The 14,220-nt window shown below is 72.5% G+C and carries 15 protein-coding genes; 10 read left to right on the top strand and 5 right to left on the bottom strand.

All coding sequences use genetic code 11. The features are described from left to right. Positions 1-13: 13 nt before the first annotated feature. The gene (locus FLW16_RS11115) at positions 14-562 is read right to left on the bottom strand and encodes a TetR/AcrR family transcriptional regulator (protein WP_142559929.1); all 549 of its coding nucleotides are present in this window, start codon (positions 560-562) and stop codon (positions 14-16) included. A 197-nt stretch (positions 563-759) separates the two neighbouring features. Further along, positions 760-1,629 (bottom strand): LysR family transcriptional regulator, encoded by an 870-nt coding sequence (locus FLW16_RS11110; protein ID WP_142559928.1) that lies wholly within the window; start codon positions 1,627-1,629, stop codon positions 760-762. Positions 1,630-1,699: 70 nt separating this feature from the next. On the opposite strand from FLW16_RS11110, the gene FLW16_RS11105 reads away from it, so the two are divergent. Genes FLW16_RS11105 through FLW16_RS11095 form a run of 3 tightly spaced genes read left to right on the top strand, consistent with a single transcriptional unit; the run spans position 1,700 to position 3,775 of the window. Beyond that, on the top strand, positions 1,700-2,116 hold the full coding sequence (locus FLW16_RS11105; protein ID WP_142559927.1) for an ester cyclase: 417 nt from the start codon (positions 1,700-1,702) through the stop codon (positions 2,114-2,116). Beyond that, the gene (locus FLW16_RS11100; protein WP_142559926.1) at positions 2,106-2,864 is read left to right on the top strand and encodes an SDR family NAD(P)-dependent oxidoreductase; all 759 of its coding nucleotides are present in this window, start codon (positions 2,106-2,108) and stop codon (positions 2,862-2,864) included. Before FLW16_RS11105 ends, FLW16_RS11100 begins: the two co-directional genes overlap by 11 nt. Before the next feature lie 2 nt (positions 2,865-2,866). After that, complete coding sequence (locus FLW16_RS11095; RefSeq protein ID WP_221891019.1) at positions 2,867-3,775, top strand: S9 family peptidase; 909 nt, start codon at positions 2,867-2,869, stop codon at positions 3,773-3,775. 4 nt (positions 3,776-3,779) lie between these two features. On the opposite strand, the gene FLW16_RS11090 is transcribed toward FLW16_RS11095, so the two are convergent. Beyond that, positions 3,780-4,937, bottom strand: coding sequence for a hypothetical protein (locus tag FLW16_RS11090; RefSeq protein ID WP_142559925.1), 1,158 nt, complete (start codon positions 4,935-4,937; stop codon positions 3,780-3,782). A gap of 92 nt (positions 4,938-5,029) precedes the next feature. On the opposite strand from FLW16_RS11090, the gene FLW16_RS11085 reads away from it, so the two are divergent. The 3 genes from FLW16_RS11085 (at position 5,030) to FLW16_RS11075 (ending at position 9,959) form a co-directional block, all read left to right on the top strand. Next, complete coding sequence (locus FLW16_RS11085) at positions 5,030-5,947, top strand: LLM class F420-dependent oxidoreductase (RefSeq protein ID WP_142559924.1); 918 nt, start codon at positions 5,030-5,032, stop codon at positions 5,945-5,947. 83 nt (positions 5,948-6,030) lie between these two features. Beyond that, complete coding sequence (locus FLW16_RS11080) at positions 6,031-7,476, top strand: 3' terminal RNA ribose 2'-O-methyltransferase Hen1 (RefSeq protein ID WP_142559923.1); 1,446 nt, start codon at positions 6,031-6,033, stop codon at positions 7,474-7,476. Beyond that, entirely contained in the window at positions 7,473-9,959 is a 2,487-nt protein-coding gene (locus FLW16_RS11075) for a polynucleotide kinase-phosphatase (RefSeq protein WP_142559922.1), read from the top strand. The genes FLW16_RS11080 and FLW16_RS11075 overlap by 4 nt, the downstream gene beginning before the upstream one ends. Before the next feature lie 121 nt (positions 9,960-10,080). Here the strand turns inward: FLW16_RS11075 and FLW16_RS11070 are convergent, their stop codons facing one another. Next, positions 10,081-11,568, bottom strand: a complete 1,488-nt coding sequence (locus FLW16_RS11070) for an MDR family MFS transporter (RefSeq protein ID WP_142560161.1) — start codon at positions 11,566-11,568, stop codon at positions 10,081-10,083. A gap of 198 nt (positions 11,569-11,766) precedes the next feature. On the opposite strand from FLW16_RS11070, the gene FLW16_RS11065 reads away from it, so the two are divergent. After that, on the top strand, positions 11,767-12,363 hold the full coding sequence (locus FLW16_RS11065) for a TetR/AcrR family transcriptional regulator (RefSeq protein ID WP_142559921.1): 597 nt from the start codon (positions 11,767-11,769) through the stop codon (positions 12,361-12,363). A 46-nt stretch (positions 12,364-12,409) separates the two neighbouring features. On the opposite strand, the gene FLW16_RS11060 is transcribed toward FLW16_RS11065, so the two are convergent. Next, positions 12,410-12,982, bottom strand: coding sequence for a TetR/AcrR family transcriptional regulator (locus FLW16_RS11060; RefSeq protein ID WP_142559920.1), 573 nt, complete (start codon positions 12,980-12,982; stop codon positions 12,410-12,412). 88 nt (positions 12,983-13,070) lie between these two features. On the opposite strand from FLW16_RS11060, the gene FLW16_RS11055 reads away from it, so the two are divergent. The 3 genes from FLW16_RS11055 to mug are packed head-to-tail and all read left to right on the top strand — an operon-like array spanning position 13,071 to position 14,207. After that, positions 13,071-13,442, top strand: coding sequence for a DUF4267 domain-containing protein (locus tag FLW16_RS11055; protein ID WP_142559919.1), 372 nt, complete (start codon positions 13,071-13,073; stop codon positions 13,440-13,442). A gap of 42 nt (positions 13,443-13,484) precedes the next feature. Then, the gene (locus FLW16_RS11050; RefSeq protein WP_221891018.1) at positions 13,485-13,658 is read left to right on the top strand and encodes a hypothetical protein; all 174 of its coding nucleotides are present in this window, start codon (positions 13,485-13,487) and stop codon (positions 13,656-13,658) included. 9 nt (positions 13,659-13,667) lie between these two features. After that, the gene (gene mug, locus FLW16_RS11045; protein WP_142559918.1) at positions 13,668-14,207 is read left to right on the top strand and encodes a G/U mismatch-specific DNA glycosylase; all 540 of its coding nucleotides are present in this window, start codon (positions 13,668-13,670) and stop codon (positions 14,205-14,207) included. The last annotated feature ends 13 nt before the right edge of the window (positions 14,208-14,220 follow it).

Raw genomic sequence — 14,220 nt, 5'->3', positions numbered from 1 at the left:
TCCCGGCGCCGCCTCACGGGTGGGGGCGGGCCATGCCGGCGACCAGGAGGTCGGCCAGCCTCCGGACCGCCACGGCCGCGCTCTCGGGCGAACCGGCGCGGAGGGAGGCGATGGCCCGCAGGCCGATCATCACGTCCTCGATCGACAGCTCGGGACGGACGCCGCCCGCGCTCCGGGCCCGCTCGACGAGCTGCTCGAGCCTTCGGGCCTGTGCGCGGCGCTGCCCGGCGAAGGCGGCGCCCGCGGGATGGGAACCGAGCAGCGCTTCGTTCAACCCGCGGTGCAGCACCTGGTGTTCGGCGAACCGGTGGACGGTTCCGCGCAGCGCGTGCCAGGGGTCGGGGTCGTCCAGGGCGGCACGCATCTGCGCGCGGCACACGGCCACCTGCTCGGCGAGCACCGCGCCGACGAGGTCCTGTCGCGACGGGAAGTGCCGGTAGACGGTCGCGACGCCCAGGCCCGCACGCCGGGCGATCTCGTGCACCGGCAGGTCGAGCCCGTCCGCGGCGAACGCGGCACGGGCGACCGTCACGATGTGCCGCCGGTTGTGCTCCGCGTCCATCCGGGGTTTCCGAGTCAATGTCGTCCGCGTCCCTCTCACTCCCGGCGGTCCGACACAGCCGCTCCCGTTCGTCCGCCTACCGTGGTCGGCGGCCAGTCGGAACAGCCGGATGGGTGATTATGTTCCCGGCGAAGCCGCCCTCGATGTCGTGGGAGGAGGCCGGCGCCGCGATCTCGCGCCGAGCCGACCTGAGGTGATCAACCGCGTAGGCAGTCACGGGCCGACGTGCGGAACGAGGCCACCAGTCTGCTGCGGTCCGCGGCCCGGGTCGCTACGACGACGTGGCCAGGTTCGACGCCGCGCAGCGGGACGGCGGTGAGGTCGGGCCGGGCGCCGCCGGCGTGCAGGGCGGCCGGGATGATGGCCACGGCCTGCCCGGCGGCGATGTATTCGAGCTTGTCCTCGATGGTCTCGACCGGGGGGCCGCCGGGTGCGGGGCGGCCTCCCGGCCGCGGGTCGACGCGCCAGTACGCGTCGAAATCCGGATCCGGGAAGCGGGGGATCGGCTCGTCCTCGATGTCGTCGAGCGTGACCGACTCCTTGCCGGCCAGCCGGTGCCCGACCGGCACGAGCAGCATCTTCGGCTCGTCATAGAGGATCGTCACATGCAGGCCGTCGGTCTGCAGCGGCAGCCGGGTGATCGCCGCGTCGACCCGCCGGTCGAGCAGGGCCTCGCGCGGCTCGTTCCACTCCAGGTGCAGCGTGCGTACGTCGGCGTCGGGGTGTTTGTGCCGCAGATTCCGCACCGCCGGGGTGACGATCAGACCCGCGGTGTAGCCGACGGTGATCCGGGTGGGCCGCGCGGCGGCCCGGGCGGCGGCCGTGGCCTGCTCCGACGAGCGCAACAAGGCGCGTGCCTGGATGAGGAAGATCTCTCCCGCTTCGGTGAGCCGTGTGCCTTGCCGCGTGCGGTCGAGAAGCCGCGCACCCACTTGGGCCTCAAGTTTGCCGATCTGCCGGCTCAGCGACGGTTGTGCGATGCGCAGTTCGGCCGCGGCTCGGCCGTAATGCAGGTGTGACGCGACGGTGGTGAAGTAGCGCACCAGCCGAAGGTCGAGATCCGTCATGCCTGAAGCGTATTACGTGTTGCGTAACAGGTCTTTGATCACCGCGAGTGCGCGTCCCTACCGTGGATCCATGCCAACTGACAACGAGATCGCGGTCCGGCGCTTCTACGAGGCCCTCTCCACCGGTGACACCGCGCTGGTCGACGAGGCCCTCGCCGCCGATTGGGAGGCCGTCCCGCCCATGCGCACGGGGGGCGGCCCGGAGGGATGGAAAGCGAGCATCACCCACCTTCGCGGTGTCTTCAGCGACCTGACCATCGAGATCGAGGACGTCGTCGTCGACGGGGACATGGTCGCGGTGCGGGCGGTCAACCGCGCGAAGCAGACCGGGGAACTGCTCGGCGTCGAGGGCACCGGCCGCGAGGTCGAGTTCCGGGCGGCCGACTTCCACCGGGTGGTCGACGGCCGAATCGTGCGCACCTGGCACCTGGAGGACTACTTCGCGATCGCCACCCAGATCGGATTGGAGTTCACCCGTGGCGCTTGACGGAAAGACGGCGGTGGTGACCGGGGCGGCTCGGGGCATCGGGTACGCGTACTGCCGGCGGCTCGCCGCGGACGGCGCGAACGTGGTCGCCGTCGACATCGACGATCCGGCGGACGGCGTGCGGGAGTTGGAGGGCGGCGGCGACAAGCTGGGGCTGGTGTGCGACATCAGCGAGCCGTCGCAGGTCGACGCCGTGGCCGGCACGGTCCTCGACCGGTACGGGCGCTGCGACATCCTCGTCAACAACGCCGGAATCTTCCCCTTCACCGACCTCGACCACGTGACGATCGAGCTGTGGCGCGCGGTGCAGGCGGTCAACGTCGAGGCGATCCTGCTGTTCGCCCGGGCGTTCGCACCGGGGATGCGCGCCGCCGGCTGGGGGCGCATCGTCAACACCGGCTCGGGCATCACCATGACGCAGAACCGCGACCTCGCGTACATGACCAGCAAGGGCACCGTGCACGCGCTGACCCGGGCGCTCGCCAACGAGCTCGGCGAGAGCGGCATCACGGTCAACGCGATCGCGCCCGGACTGGTGGCGACCGAGGGTTTCCTGGGCCGCGCCCGGACGAACGGCCCGACCGCCGACGAGGTGGTCGCCCGGATGACGGCCATGCAGACCATCAAGCGCCAGTCGGTCCCGGCGGACCTCGGCAACGCCCTCGCCTTCCTGGTCTCGGACGACGCCGACTTCATCACCGGCCAGATCCTGCACGTCGACGGCGGCCTGACACGTACGGGAGCCTGACCGTGCTCGACGCGATAGCCGACCGTTTCAGCACATCGCCGCGCTCGCCCGTGCTGCGCTCTCCGGCCGGGCACGGGTTGGACGTCGAGGACGTCACCTTCCCCTCCGAGGACGGGACTCCGCTCGAAGGCTGGTTCGTGCCGGCCCCGGGTGCCGACCGGATCGTGATCGTCAATCACCCGCGGTTCTTCAGTCGCTCAGGGCTGCCGTCCCACCTGGAGCCCTGGCGTTCGATCAACGGCGAGACCGGCAACGACATCGAGGTCGACCTGGTCCCGGACATCGCCATCCTGCACGCCGCCGGCTACCACGTCCTCGCCTACGACCTGCGCAACTTCGGCCTCAGCGGCGCCGCCAACGGCGGCGTGACCACCAGCGGCAGGTTCGAGTCGCGCGACGTCGTGGGTTCCCTGCGCTACGCGCGGTCGCGTCATGACCTGCGCGGGGCGAGGATCGCGCTGTTCAGCCGCTGCCTGGGCGCCGACGCCACGCTGTTCGCGATGCAGCGGTCACCGCAGGAGTTCGCTGACGTCCGTTGCCTGGTCGCGTGCCAGCCGGGGTCGCCGCGTGCGCTCCTGGAGCGGACGCTCGAGCGGCGCGGCATCCCGGCCGAGCGGATGGACGAGCTGGATCGGCTGATCAGACTCCGCACCGGGTTCGGCCTCGACGAGATGTCCCCCGTCGTGAGCGGCGCTGCCCGCAGCGTCCGGGTGCCGACGCTCGTGTACCAGGTCCACGACGACCTCATGACAAGACCGGCCGACGTCCAGTCCGTCTTCGATGCCATCCCCTCGGACGTGCCGAAGGAGCTGTTCTGGATCCACGGGACCACGCGCCGCTGGGACGGATACCTGCACTTCCAGAAAGACCCGGGCCGGATTCTGGAGTGGCTCGCCCGTCACACGGGCTGAAGGGTCACCAGGGGCGGACGGGACGGGCGCCGGGTGCGACCTCGGGGCGGGCGACGCCCGCGTCGGGGCGCGACGGCCGGGTCAGGATCCGTACGACGTCGTCGGCCGGCCTGGCGCCCCGCAGGGACAGCCAGCCCAGGCCGTTGCGTGCCCGGAACGCCGCCAGCCGCCCGGCCTCGCCGGGGCCGAGATCGCCGGTGCCGGCGAGCACCGGTGCGAGGCCCATCCGCCGCCACGCCCGGTCGGGCGGCACGTCCAGCGCCGCGGCGATCTGGAGGCGTGCCGCCCGCGCGGCGACGGCCAGGTCGTGGAGGTTCGAGACGCCGGAGGCGATCGGCACGAGCAGGCCGACGGACTCGATCTCCGCGCCCTCCTCTCGGGCCGCCCGCAGCATCTCCTGGTCGGCGGGCTCCAGGCCGCGCCGGGAGGCGGGAAGCGTGAACGTGATCCGCAGCGGGCGGCCGCGCGCCCACGCCTCGCGCTGCAACCGGGCGACGGCGGCGGCGCGGCGGCGGACGGTGCCGGGCCCGGCCGCCCCACCGGCCTCGAAGTCGACGCCGGGAGGGTCGAGCACCGTCACGACGTGGCGGTAGGCCGCGAGCAGCCGGTCCGGGTTCTCGCAGGTGACCGCCAGCTCCTGCCCGTACGGCCCGCCGAACGCCGGCCACACCTCGCCGCCGTCGGCCCGCAGCCGTTCGATTCGTGCGGCGACGGAGTCCCCGCCCCGCGGTTGCGCCCCCGCCCAGTGGGGAGCGCAACCGCTCGGGCCGGCGACGATGTGACCGATGGCGAACGAGCGCACCCCCGCCCGCAGCAGTTCCGGGCGCGGCTCCCCTGCGGCGTCGAGGAACCCCCGATAACCGGTCGCGGGCTCGTCGGCGGGAGGAGCGGCGGCGGACGGGGCCGGAGAGGCGACCGTCTGGCGCGCCGCGACCAGCGTCTCCGGCACCGGGGAGACCGGAGCCCGCCCACCGGTGGGCGTGGCCGTGGCACCGGGCCTGCCCCCTGGGTTGACCCCGGGCGTCGCGTCCCAGCCGCCGGGCGGGGCGGCGGGCAGCGCCCACAGCGCCGCGCCGGTGCCCGCGACGAGCGCGGCCGACGCCAGGAGGACGAGGGAGCGCGGGGGGCGGCCCGCTTCGCGGGAATGACGTGCGGAGTCCACGCTCACCACCCTGAGTTGCGATGCGAACACGTTGCGCACAGGCGGCTCGCACTCTAGCAAGTCGAGGACGCAGGGGCGGGGATAATGGACGGATGAAACTGAGGATCTTCACCGAACCCCAGCAGGGGGCGAGCTACGACGAGCTGCTCAAGGTGGCGCAGGCGGCCGAGCGGCTCGGGTTCGACGCGTTCTTCCGGTCCGACCATTACCTGCGGATGGGCGACGGCGACCCCGCCCCGGGCCCGACCGACGCGTGGATCACCCTGGCCGGTCTCGCGCGGGAGACCTCGCGCATCCGGCTGGGCACGCTGGTGAGCGCCGCGACGTTCCGGTTGCCCGGGCCACTGGCGATCAGCGTCGCCCAGGTCGACCAGATGAGCGGCGGCCGTGTGGAGCTGGGTCTCGGCACCGGCTGGTTCGAGGAGGAGCACACGGCCTACGGGATTCCGTTCCCCTCCCTGGGCGAGCGGTTCGAGCGCCTGGAGGAGCAGCTCGAGATCGTGACCGGGTTGTGGGCGGCGGCCAAGCCGTTCTCCTTCGAGGGCGCGCACTATCGGCTGGAGGACTCCCCGGGGCTGCCCAAGCCGGCGCAGCGGCCCCGGCCGCCCGTCATCATCGGCGGCGGGGGAGCCAAGCGCACGCCGCGGCTGGTCGCGCGGTTCGCCGACGAGTACAACGTGCCGTTCCACCTCCCCGAGGACACCGCCGCGGCCTTCGACCGGGTCAGGCAGGCGTGTGACGCCGTGGGCCGGGAGACCGTCCTGCTGTCGGCGGCGCAGGTCGTCTGCGCCGGGCGGGACGAGGCGGAGATCGCCCGGCGGGCCGCCAACATCGGCCGCAAGGTCGACGAGCTGCGCGTCAACGGGCTGGCGGGCACGCCGCAGGAGATCGTGGACAAGATCGGCCGATTCGCCGAGATGGGCGCCGAGCGTCTCTACCTGCAGGTCCTCGACCTGCACGACCTGGAGCACCTGGAGCTGATCGCGGCCGAGGTGCTTCCGCATGTGTGAAAGGGCGCCGCTGTGAAAAGGGCGCTGCCGCACCTCTGAAAAGCCATAGCCGGTCGAAGGGGGCATCCGGCACACTTTGCCGGGTGCTCCTCACGATCTCGACGACTCTACGGCCCGCCACGGACCTCGGCTTCCTCCTGCACAAGCATCCCGACCGGGTGCAGGAGTTCGAGCAGTCGTTCGGCACGGCGCGGGTCTTCTACCCGGAGGCGGGCGAGGACCGGTGCACCGCGGCGCTGCTGCTGGAGGTCGACCCGGTGCGGCTGGCCCGTTCCCGGGGCTCGTCCTCGCCCGACTTCTCGCTGGGGCAGTACGTCAACGACCGGCCGTACGCCGCGTCCTCCCTGCTGGCGTCGGCGCTCGCCGACGTGTTCCGCACGGCGAGGACCGGGCGGTGCGCCTCCCGGCAGGACCTCGCGGACGGGCCGATCCCCCTGGAGATCGCCCTGCCCGCGCTGCCGTGCCGGGGAGGGGCCGATCTCGCGCACCGGCTGTTCGGGCCGCTGGGCTGGGAGGTCGGCGCCGAGGCCGTGCCGCTGGACCCCGGCTTCCCCGAGTGGGGCGAGTCCCGGTACGTACGGCTCACGCTCCGCGGCGACGTGCGCCTGGCCGACGCGCTCAACCACCTGTACGTCCTGCTCCCGGTGCTGGACGACGCCAAGCACTACTGGCTGGCGGGCGACGAGGTCGACAAGCTCGTCCGCGCGGGAGAGGGCTGGCTGGCCGGCCATCCGGACAAGGGACTGATCACCCGCCGCTATCTCGGCCGGCGGTGGGCGCTCACCCGCACCGCCTTCGCCCGTCTCGCCGAGCTGGGCGACGACGTGGAGGAGAGCCTGGACCCGCCGGTGGAGGAGGAGCCGGGCGCCGAGGCTGCCCCCGGCGACGGGCCCGGCGACGGGGCGGGTGAGGAGCGGGTGCCGCTGAACACGCTGCGCCGGGAGGCCGTCGTGGCGGCGCTCGAGGAGGTGGGCGCCCGCACCGTGCTCGACCTCGGCTGCGGCTCGGGGCAGCTGCTGTCGGCGCTGCTCGCCAAGCCGGCCTTCGCCAAGGTGGCCGGCATGGACGTGTCGGCGCGCGCGCTCGCGCTGGCCAAGCGCCGCCTGCGCACCGAGCGGATGCCGGACGCCAAGCGGGCCAGGCTGGAGCTGTTCCAGGGCTCGCTGACCTACACCGACGCGCGCCTGGCCGGGTACGACGCCGCGGTGCTCATGGAGGTCGTCGAGCACGTGGACCCGCCGCGCCTGGCCGCGCTCGAACGCGTGGTCTTCGGCACGGCGCGGCCCGCACACGTGATCGTCACCACGCCCAACGTGGAGCACAACGTCAGGTACGAGCTGCTCGCGGGGGCGCGCCGCCACCCCGACCACCGGTTCGAGTGGAGCCGGGCGGAGTTCGCCCGGTGGGTGGCGGGCGTGTGCGAGACGTACGGCTACGCGGCCGAATCGCGGCCGGTCGGCGAGGACGACCCCGAGGTGGGCCCGCCCACCCAGATGGCGGTCTTCAGCAGGAGGGAGGAGCGGCCGTGACCGAGATCAGCGTGCCGGAGCTGTCGCTGGTGGTGCTCGTCGGCATCTCCGGGAGCGGCAAGTCGACGTTCGCGGCCCGGCACTTCGCGCCCACGCAGGTCGTCTCGTCCGACTTCTGCCGCGGCCTGGTCGCCGACGACGAGAACGACCAGACGGCCACGCCCGAGGCGTTCGATCTGCTCCACCACATCGTGGGCATCCGCCTGAGGCGGGGCCTCCTCACGGTGGTGGACGCGACCAACGTGCAGTGGGAGGCCCGCAAGAAGCTCATCGAGCTGGCCAGATCTCACGACGTGCTCGCCGACGCGATCGTGCTCGACGTGCCGGAGGAGGTGGCGCGCGCCCGCAACGAGGCCCGCCCCGACCGGGCCTTCGGCCCTCACGTGATCACACGGCAGCGCAAGGAGCTGCGCCGGTCGCTCGGCAAGATCGCCAAGGACGGCTTCCGCCGGGTCCACGTGCTGCGCGGCGACGAGATCGACGACGTGAGCCTCACGTACGAGAAGGCGTGGACCGACAAGACCGACCTCACCGGGCCGTTCGACATCATCGGCGACGTGCACGGCTGCCGGGCCGAGCTGGAGTCCCTGCTGGTGAAGCTCGGCTGGGAGGTCGGGCCGGACGGGGCCGTCCACCCCGAGGGGCGTACCGCGGTCTTCGTCGGCGACCTGGTCGACCGCGGCCCGGACACGCCGGGCGTGCTGCGGCTGGTCATGGGCATGGTCGAGGCCGGGACCGCGCTGTGCGTGAGCGGCAACCACGAGCAGAAGCTGGTGCGGGCCCTCGACGGCCGCAAGGTGCGGGTCGCCCACGGCCTTGAGCGGTCGCTGGAGCAGCTCGCCGCCGAGCCGGAGGAGTTCCGCGCGGCCGCCAGGACGTTCATGGACGGTCTCATCAGCCACTACCGCCTCGACGGCGGCAGGCTGGTGGTCGCGCATGCCGGGCTCAAGGAGGCCTACCACGGGCGGGCCTCCGGGCGGGTGCGGGCGTTCGCCCTGTACGGCGACACGACCGGGGAGACCGACGAGTACGGCCTGCCGGTGCGCTACCCCTGGGCGAACGACTACCGGGGGCGTGCCATGGTCGTCTACGGGCACACTCCGGTGCCCGAGCCGGAGTGGATCAACAACACCATCTGCCTCGACACCGGCGTGGTCTTCGGCGGGCGGCTGACCGCCCTGCGCTACCCCGAGCGCGAGCTCGTCTCGGTCCCGGCCGAGAACGTCTGGTACGAGCCGGTGCGGCCGCTGGCCGCGGCCGCCCCCGCCCGCGACCCCGGCGTGCTGGACATCGGCGACGTGGACGGCACCCGCTTCGTGGAGACGCGGTTCGGCGGCCGGATCAGGATCGCGGAGGAGAACTCCCGCGCCGCGCTGGAGATCATGAGCCGGTTCGCCGTGGACCCCCGCTGGCTGGTCTACCTCCCGCCGACCATGGCCCCGCCGGAGACCTCCGCGCTGGAGGGCTACCTGGAGCACCCGGCCGAGGCGTTCGACGAGTTCGCCCGGGCCGGGGTGACCCGGGTGGTGTGCGAGGAGAAGCACATGGGCTCCCGGGCGATCGCCGTGCTGGCGCGGACGCCGGAGGCCGCGGCCCGCCGCTTCGGCGTCGCCGACGGCACGACGGGCAGCGTCTACACCCGCACCGGGCGGCCCTTCTTCGACGAGCGCGGGCCGGAGCTGGTGGCTCGGCTGCGCGAGGCGGCCGCGCCGCTGTGGGAGGCGCTGGAGACCGACTGGGTGGTGCTCGACTGCGAGCTGCTGCCGTGGTCGGCCAAGGCGGAGGGACTGATCCGCGACCAGTACGCCTCGGTGGGCGCGGCCGCCCGGGTGGCGCTGCCCGAGGCGGTCGCGGCGCTGGAGTCGGCGGCGGGACGTGGCCTGGATGTAGGCGCTCTGCTCGACCGCACCCGCCGCCGTGCCCACAACGCTGCCCGGTTCCGCGACGCCTATGCCCGCTACTGCTGGCCGGTCTCGGGTCTCGACGGCGTACGGCTCGCGCCGTTCCAGGTCCTCGCATGCGAGGGCAGGGCGACGGCGGTGGAGGAGCCGCACGAGTGGCACCTGAAGACGCTCGGCCTGATGGACTCGCCGCTCGTCACGCCGACCCGCCATGTCTTCGTCTCCCTCGACTCGCCGGAGGAGCGGGAGGCGGCGGTGGCGTGGTGGACGGCGCTGACCGAGGCCGGGGGCGAGGGCATGGTGGTGAAACCGGTCGCGCACCAGGAGGGACGGGTGCAGCCGGGCGTGAAGGTGCGGGGCCGTGAGTATCTGCGGATCATCTACGGCTCCGACTACACCGAGTCGCTCGACGTGCTGCGGCGCAGGTTCACCGGCAGGAAGCGGTCGCTGGCGCTGCGGGAGCACGCGCTCGGCCTGGAGGCGCTGACGCGCCTGGCCGAGGGCGAGCCGCTGTGGCGGATCCACGAGGCGGTCTTCGCCGTCCTCGCACTGGAGTCCGAGCCGGTCGATCCCCGTCTGTGAGACGAGACGGTCCCCGGGTGCGGCCTCCCGCTCACGCGACGGGAGCCCGTACCCGGGGGCCGGGTTCAGGGAGCCCGGTTCAGGGAGCAGGGTCAAGACGGCCCTGCTCGGAAGGCGGGGCTCAGCGGGACTCGGCCGCGGCGGGCGCGTCCGCTCCGGCGGCGGCCGGCTCGGCCAGGTCCACGCTGTCGCGCAGCCGCACCTGCGGGAGGAACAGCACGGCGAGGATGCCGACGACCGCGATGCAGGCCGAGATCAGGAAGATGTGGCCGGTGGCGTCGCCGTAGGCCGCGCGCACGATGGTGCGGATCGGCTCGGGCATCGCCTTGATGTTGAGGGTGCCGCCGCCCTGCGATCCGGTCGGCCGGATGCCGGCCTTCGCGAGGCCCGCGACGATGTTCTCGGTGACCCGGTTCGCCAGCACGGCGCCGAGGATCGAGACGCCGATCGTGCCGCCCAGGGAGCGGAAGAACGTGACGGCGCCGCTGGCCGCGCCCAGCTCGCGCAGCGGGACGGTGTTCTGCACGGCCAGGACGAGGTTCTGCATGGACATGCCGACGCCGGCGCCGACCACCAGCATCCCCGCGCCGACGAGGACCAGCGAGGTCTCGTGGTCGATCGTGGACAGGGCCACGAAGCCGAGCGTGAGCACGATCGAGCCCACGAGGATGTACGGCTTGACCCGTCCGCTGCGGGACACCATCCGCCCCGAGATCGTGGACGACACGAGGACGCCGAACATCATCGGGATCGTGAGCAGGCCCGCCTCGGTGGGGCTGTAGCCGCGGCCGATCTGGAAGTACTGGCCCAGGAAGACCGCGCCGCCGAACATCGCCATGCCCACGGCCAGGCTGGCCAGGATGGCGAGGGCGGGCACGCGCCGCCGCACGACGTGCAGGGGGACGACGGGCTCCCGGACCACGGACTCGACCCACACGGCCAGGACCAGCAGCACGATCGCGGCGCCGACCATGACGAGGGTCTGCCAGGAGATCCAGTCGAAGGAGTTGTTGACGAACGTCACCCAGACCAGCAGGACGCTCACGCCGGCCGCGATCAGGAGGGCGCCCACGTAGTCCACCTTGGTCTCCGGACGGCGGATGGACGCCACGTCGAGCGTGCGGTGCAGGACTACCAGGGCGATGAGGGCGAACGGGATCGGCAGGAAGAAGCACCACCGCCAGCCGAGCCACGAGGTGTCGGTGATCAGACCGCCGAGCAGCGGGCCGCCGACCGTGGCCACGGCGATGACCGCGCCGAGGTAGCCGTTGTACTTGCCGCGTTCCTTCGGCGGGATCATCGCGGCGATGACGACCTGGACCAGGATCTGCAGGGCACCCATGCCCAGGCCCTGGACCGCGCGGAAGGCGATCAGCATCGGGGTGTTCTGGGCGAAACCACAGGCGAACGAGGCGACCAGGAAGATGCCGATGGCGACCTCGATCAGCAGCTTCTTGCTGAACAGGTCGGCGAGCTTGCCCCAGATGGGGGTCGAGGCGGTCGTGGTGAGCAGCGCCGCGGTGACCACCCAGGTGTACTGCGACTGGGTGCCGTTCAGCGCGCCGATGATCTGGGGGAGCGCGACCGACACGATCGTGCTGCTGATCATCGCGATGAACAGGACGAGGAGCAGGCCGCTCAGCGCTTCGAGTACCTGCCGGTGGCTTTTCGGCCCGGCCTCCGGCAGCGTTGGTGCGCTCACGCGCAGTCTCCAATCGGATGGATGAGGACAACTGCCCCAAGATTACATGCCCACTGGGCAACTTTGCGCAGCGGGCAATGTTTAAGCGGCTAAGCTGAGCCCACCATGGAGACGACGGCGGGATTGCGCGAGCGTAAGAAGGCCGAGACGCGGCAGGCCATCCACAAGGCCACGCTGCGGCTCGCCGTGGAACGCGGGCTCGACCACGTCACCGTCGACGACATCGTGGAGGCCGCCAACATCTCGCGCCGGACCTTCTCCAACTACTTCGGCAGCAAGGAGGACGCCCTCCTGTACGGGGAGGAGCAGCGCGTCCGGTCCCTGGTGCGGGCGATCCGCGAACGGCCGGCGGGGGAGTCGGGCTGGCAGGCGCTGCGCGGCGCCGTGCGCGACGAGCTGGAGGACGTGGGCGAGCCCGACAGGGAGTGGGCGGTGCGCACCTCGCTCACCAAGCGCCACCCGTCCCTGCTCGCCCGGCAGCTCGCCAACCACGCCGCGCTCGAACGGGAGCTGGTCCAGGCGATCTTCGACCGCGACGGGGCGGGAGAGGCGGCCGCCGACCTGAAGTGCCGGATCATGGCCGCCGCCTTCCTCGTCGCGTTGCGCATCGCGACGCACGTCTGGATCGAGGAGCAGGAGGCCCGCCCGCTCTCCCAGATCATGGAGCAGGCCCTCGACGAGGTGGCGCGGCCTTTCGGCTGAGCCGGCGGTCTTCTCCCAGGCCCCCCGATGCTCATCGGGGCCGGGCTCAGCCCGTGAAACGGGCCAGGAGCAGCGCGAGCCTGAGGTCGTGGTGCTCACGCGGGAGCCGGCCGCCGCGCATGAGGGTCACCAGGCCGTGCAGGGCGGCCCAGAAGGTCTCGGTCAGCGCGCCCAGGTCGTCGCCGCCCGCGTGCGGGCGGACGGCCTCGGCCAGCTCGCCGAAGGCCGCCTGCAGGGCGGGCGGGGCCTCGGGGGTGGCGAACGGCAGCGGGACGACCAGGCTGAATATCACGTCGTAGAGGGCCGGGTGCCGGTCGGCGAAGGCCACGTAGGCCGCACTGACGCCGGCGATGGCGCGGACGGCGTCCGGCGCCGCGGTCCTGGCCGCGCGCAGCTCCACGGCCAGGTCGGCGCAGCCCTCCACGGCGACGGCCGCCATGATCGCGTCCTTGCCCTTGAAGTGGCTGTAGAGCACCGGCTGGCTGTACTCGACGCGCTCGGCCAGCCGCCGGGTCGTGACCGCCTCCCAGCCCTCGGCCTCGGCCAGCTCCCGTGCCGCCGTGATGATCAGCTTCTCTCGCTCGGCGCGCTCGCGCTCCCTGCGTGACTGGATCGACATACGTGGAACTCTAGCAGCGCTAGCGTTTATGGCACTGCTCTGCTAGCGTCATTCTCGTTCCTAGCGCTGCTAGTTCTCGGAGAGAGACATGCTCACCCCCATCGCGTACGGCCTCGCCATCGTCCTCAACCTGTTCGTCCTGTTCATCGGAGCCCGTTTCCTGCTCGTGCCCCACGCGGCGGCCGCCGGCTACGGCGTCCCGGCCAAGAAGGACGGCGACGTCGCCTACCTGACGATCAAGGGCCTGCGTGACGGGGGCTACGGTCTGCTGGGCCTGGCCCTGCTGGCCTTCGCCGGCGCCCGCGCCGAGGCCTGGTACATGCTGATCGTCGCCCTGCTGCCCCTGGGCGACACCCTGATCGTGCTGCGCAACGGCGGCACCCGGGCGGTCGCCTTCGGCATCCACTTCGCGACCGCCGTGATCGTTCTGATCAGCGCCGCCCTGCTCTTCGCCGTCTGACCCCCGTACCCGTCGCACCACCTCAGGGAAGAGGACTCCCAAATGTCGCTGATCGTCCCCGACTTCGCCGAATCCGTGATCGTGCGCTCCGCCGACGCCGAGGTCATCGGCCGGATCCCCACCACCATCCGGCCGCTGGGCGACAGCAGCGCCACGGGCGGCGCCCTGCGCACCAGCGCCGCCCGGAATGCGACCAGGAGCGGGCGGGCCGTCTAGCATCGCGGCATGGCCCCCACCAAGGCCGACCTCGAGGCGGCCAAGAACGCGACGATCGAGGACGTGCTCGGCCCCGGGCTCGACGTGCTGTTCTGCGGGATCAACCCCAGCCTCTACTCGGCCGCGACCGGTCACCACTTCGCGCGGCCCGGCAACCGGTTCTGGCCCGCCCTGCACCTGTCCGGTCTCGTGCCGCGCAGGCTCGCGCCGTCCGAGCAGCACCTGCTCCCGTCGTACGGGCTGGGCATCACCAACATCGTGGCCCGGGCGACCGCCAGGGCCGACGAGCTGGCCGCGGAGGAGCTCCGCGTGGGCGGCGAGCGGCTCGCGCGGCTGGTGGCGGAGGTCCGCCCCCGCGTCCTGGCGATAGCGGGGGTGTCGGCCTACCGGGTCGCCTTCGCGCGCCCCGCCGCCCTGATCGGCCCGCAGGAGGAGACGATCGGCGGGACGGCGCTGTGGGTGCTGCCCAACCCCAGTGGGCTGAACGCCCACTGGAGGCTGGAGGCCATCGCGGCCGAGATGGCCCGCCTGCGCCCCCCGCGTGCCTGACGGGATCGACCGC

Source organism: Microbispora sp. KK1-11, assembly GCF_006874435.1.
Taxonomy (GTDB): Bacteria; Actinomycetota; Actinomycetes; order Streptosporangiales; family Streptosporangiaceae; genus Microbispora; species Microbispora catharanthi.
The sequence above is the reverse complement of the archived record's forward strand: the minus strand, read 5'-3'. Positions and strand labels throughout refer to the sequence as shown.

Excerpts from the sequence above, each read along its gene's own strand:
- FLW16_RS11060 (WP_142559920.1), bottom strand. The coding sequence starts at position 12,982 with ATGTCGATCCAGTCACGCAGGGAGCGCGAGCGCGCCGAGCGAGAGAAG.
- FLW16_RS11110 (WP_142559928.1), bottom strand. The coding sequence starts at position 1,629 with ATGACGGATCTCGACCTTCGGCTGGTGCGCTACTTCACCACCGTCGCG.
- mug (WP_142559918.1), top strand. The coding sequence starts at position 13,668 with ATGGCCCCCACCAAGGCCGACCTCGAGGCGGCCAAGAACGCGACGATC.
- FLW16_RS11065 (WP_142559921.1), top strand. The coding sequence starts at position 11,767 with ATGGAGACGACGGCGGGATTGCGCGAGCGTAAGAAGGCCGAGACGCGG.
- FLW16_RS11055 (WP_142559919.1), top strand. The coding sequence starts at position 13,071 with ATGCTCACCCCCATCGCGTACGGCCTCGCCATCGTCCTCAACCTGTTC.
- FLW16_RS11105 (WP_142559927.1), top strand. The coding sequence starts at position 1,700 with ATGCCAACTGACAACGAGATCGCGGTCCGGCGCTTCTACGAGGCCCTC.
- FLW16_RS11085 (WP_142559924.1), top strand. The coding sequence starts at position 5,030 with ATGAAACTGAGGATCTTCACCGAACCCCAGCAGGGGGCGAGCTACGAC.
- FLW16_RS11070 (WP_142560161.1), bottom strand. The coding sequence starts at position 11,568 with ATGATCAGCAGCACGATCGTGTCGGTCGCGCTCCCCCAGATCATCGGC.
- FLW16_RS11115 (WP_142559929.1), bottom strand. The coding sequence starts at position 562 with ATGGACGCGGAGCACAACCGGCGGCACATCGTGACGGTCGCCCGTGCC.
- FLW16_RS11050 (WP_221891018.1), top strand. The coding sequence starts at position 13,485 with ATGTCGCTGATCGTCCCCGACTTCGCCGAATCCGTGATCGTGCGCTCC.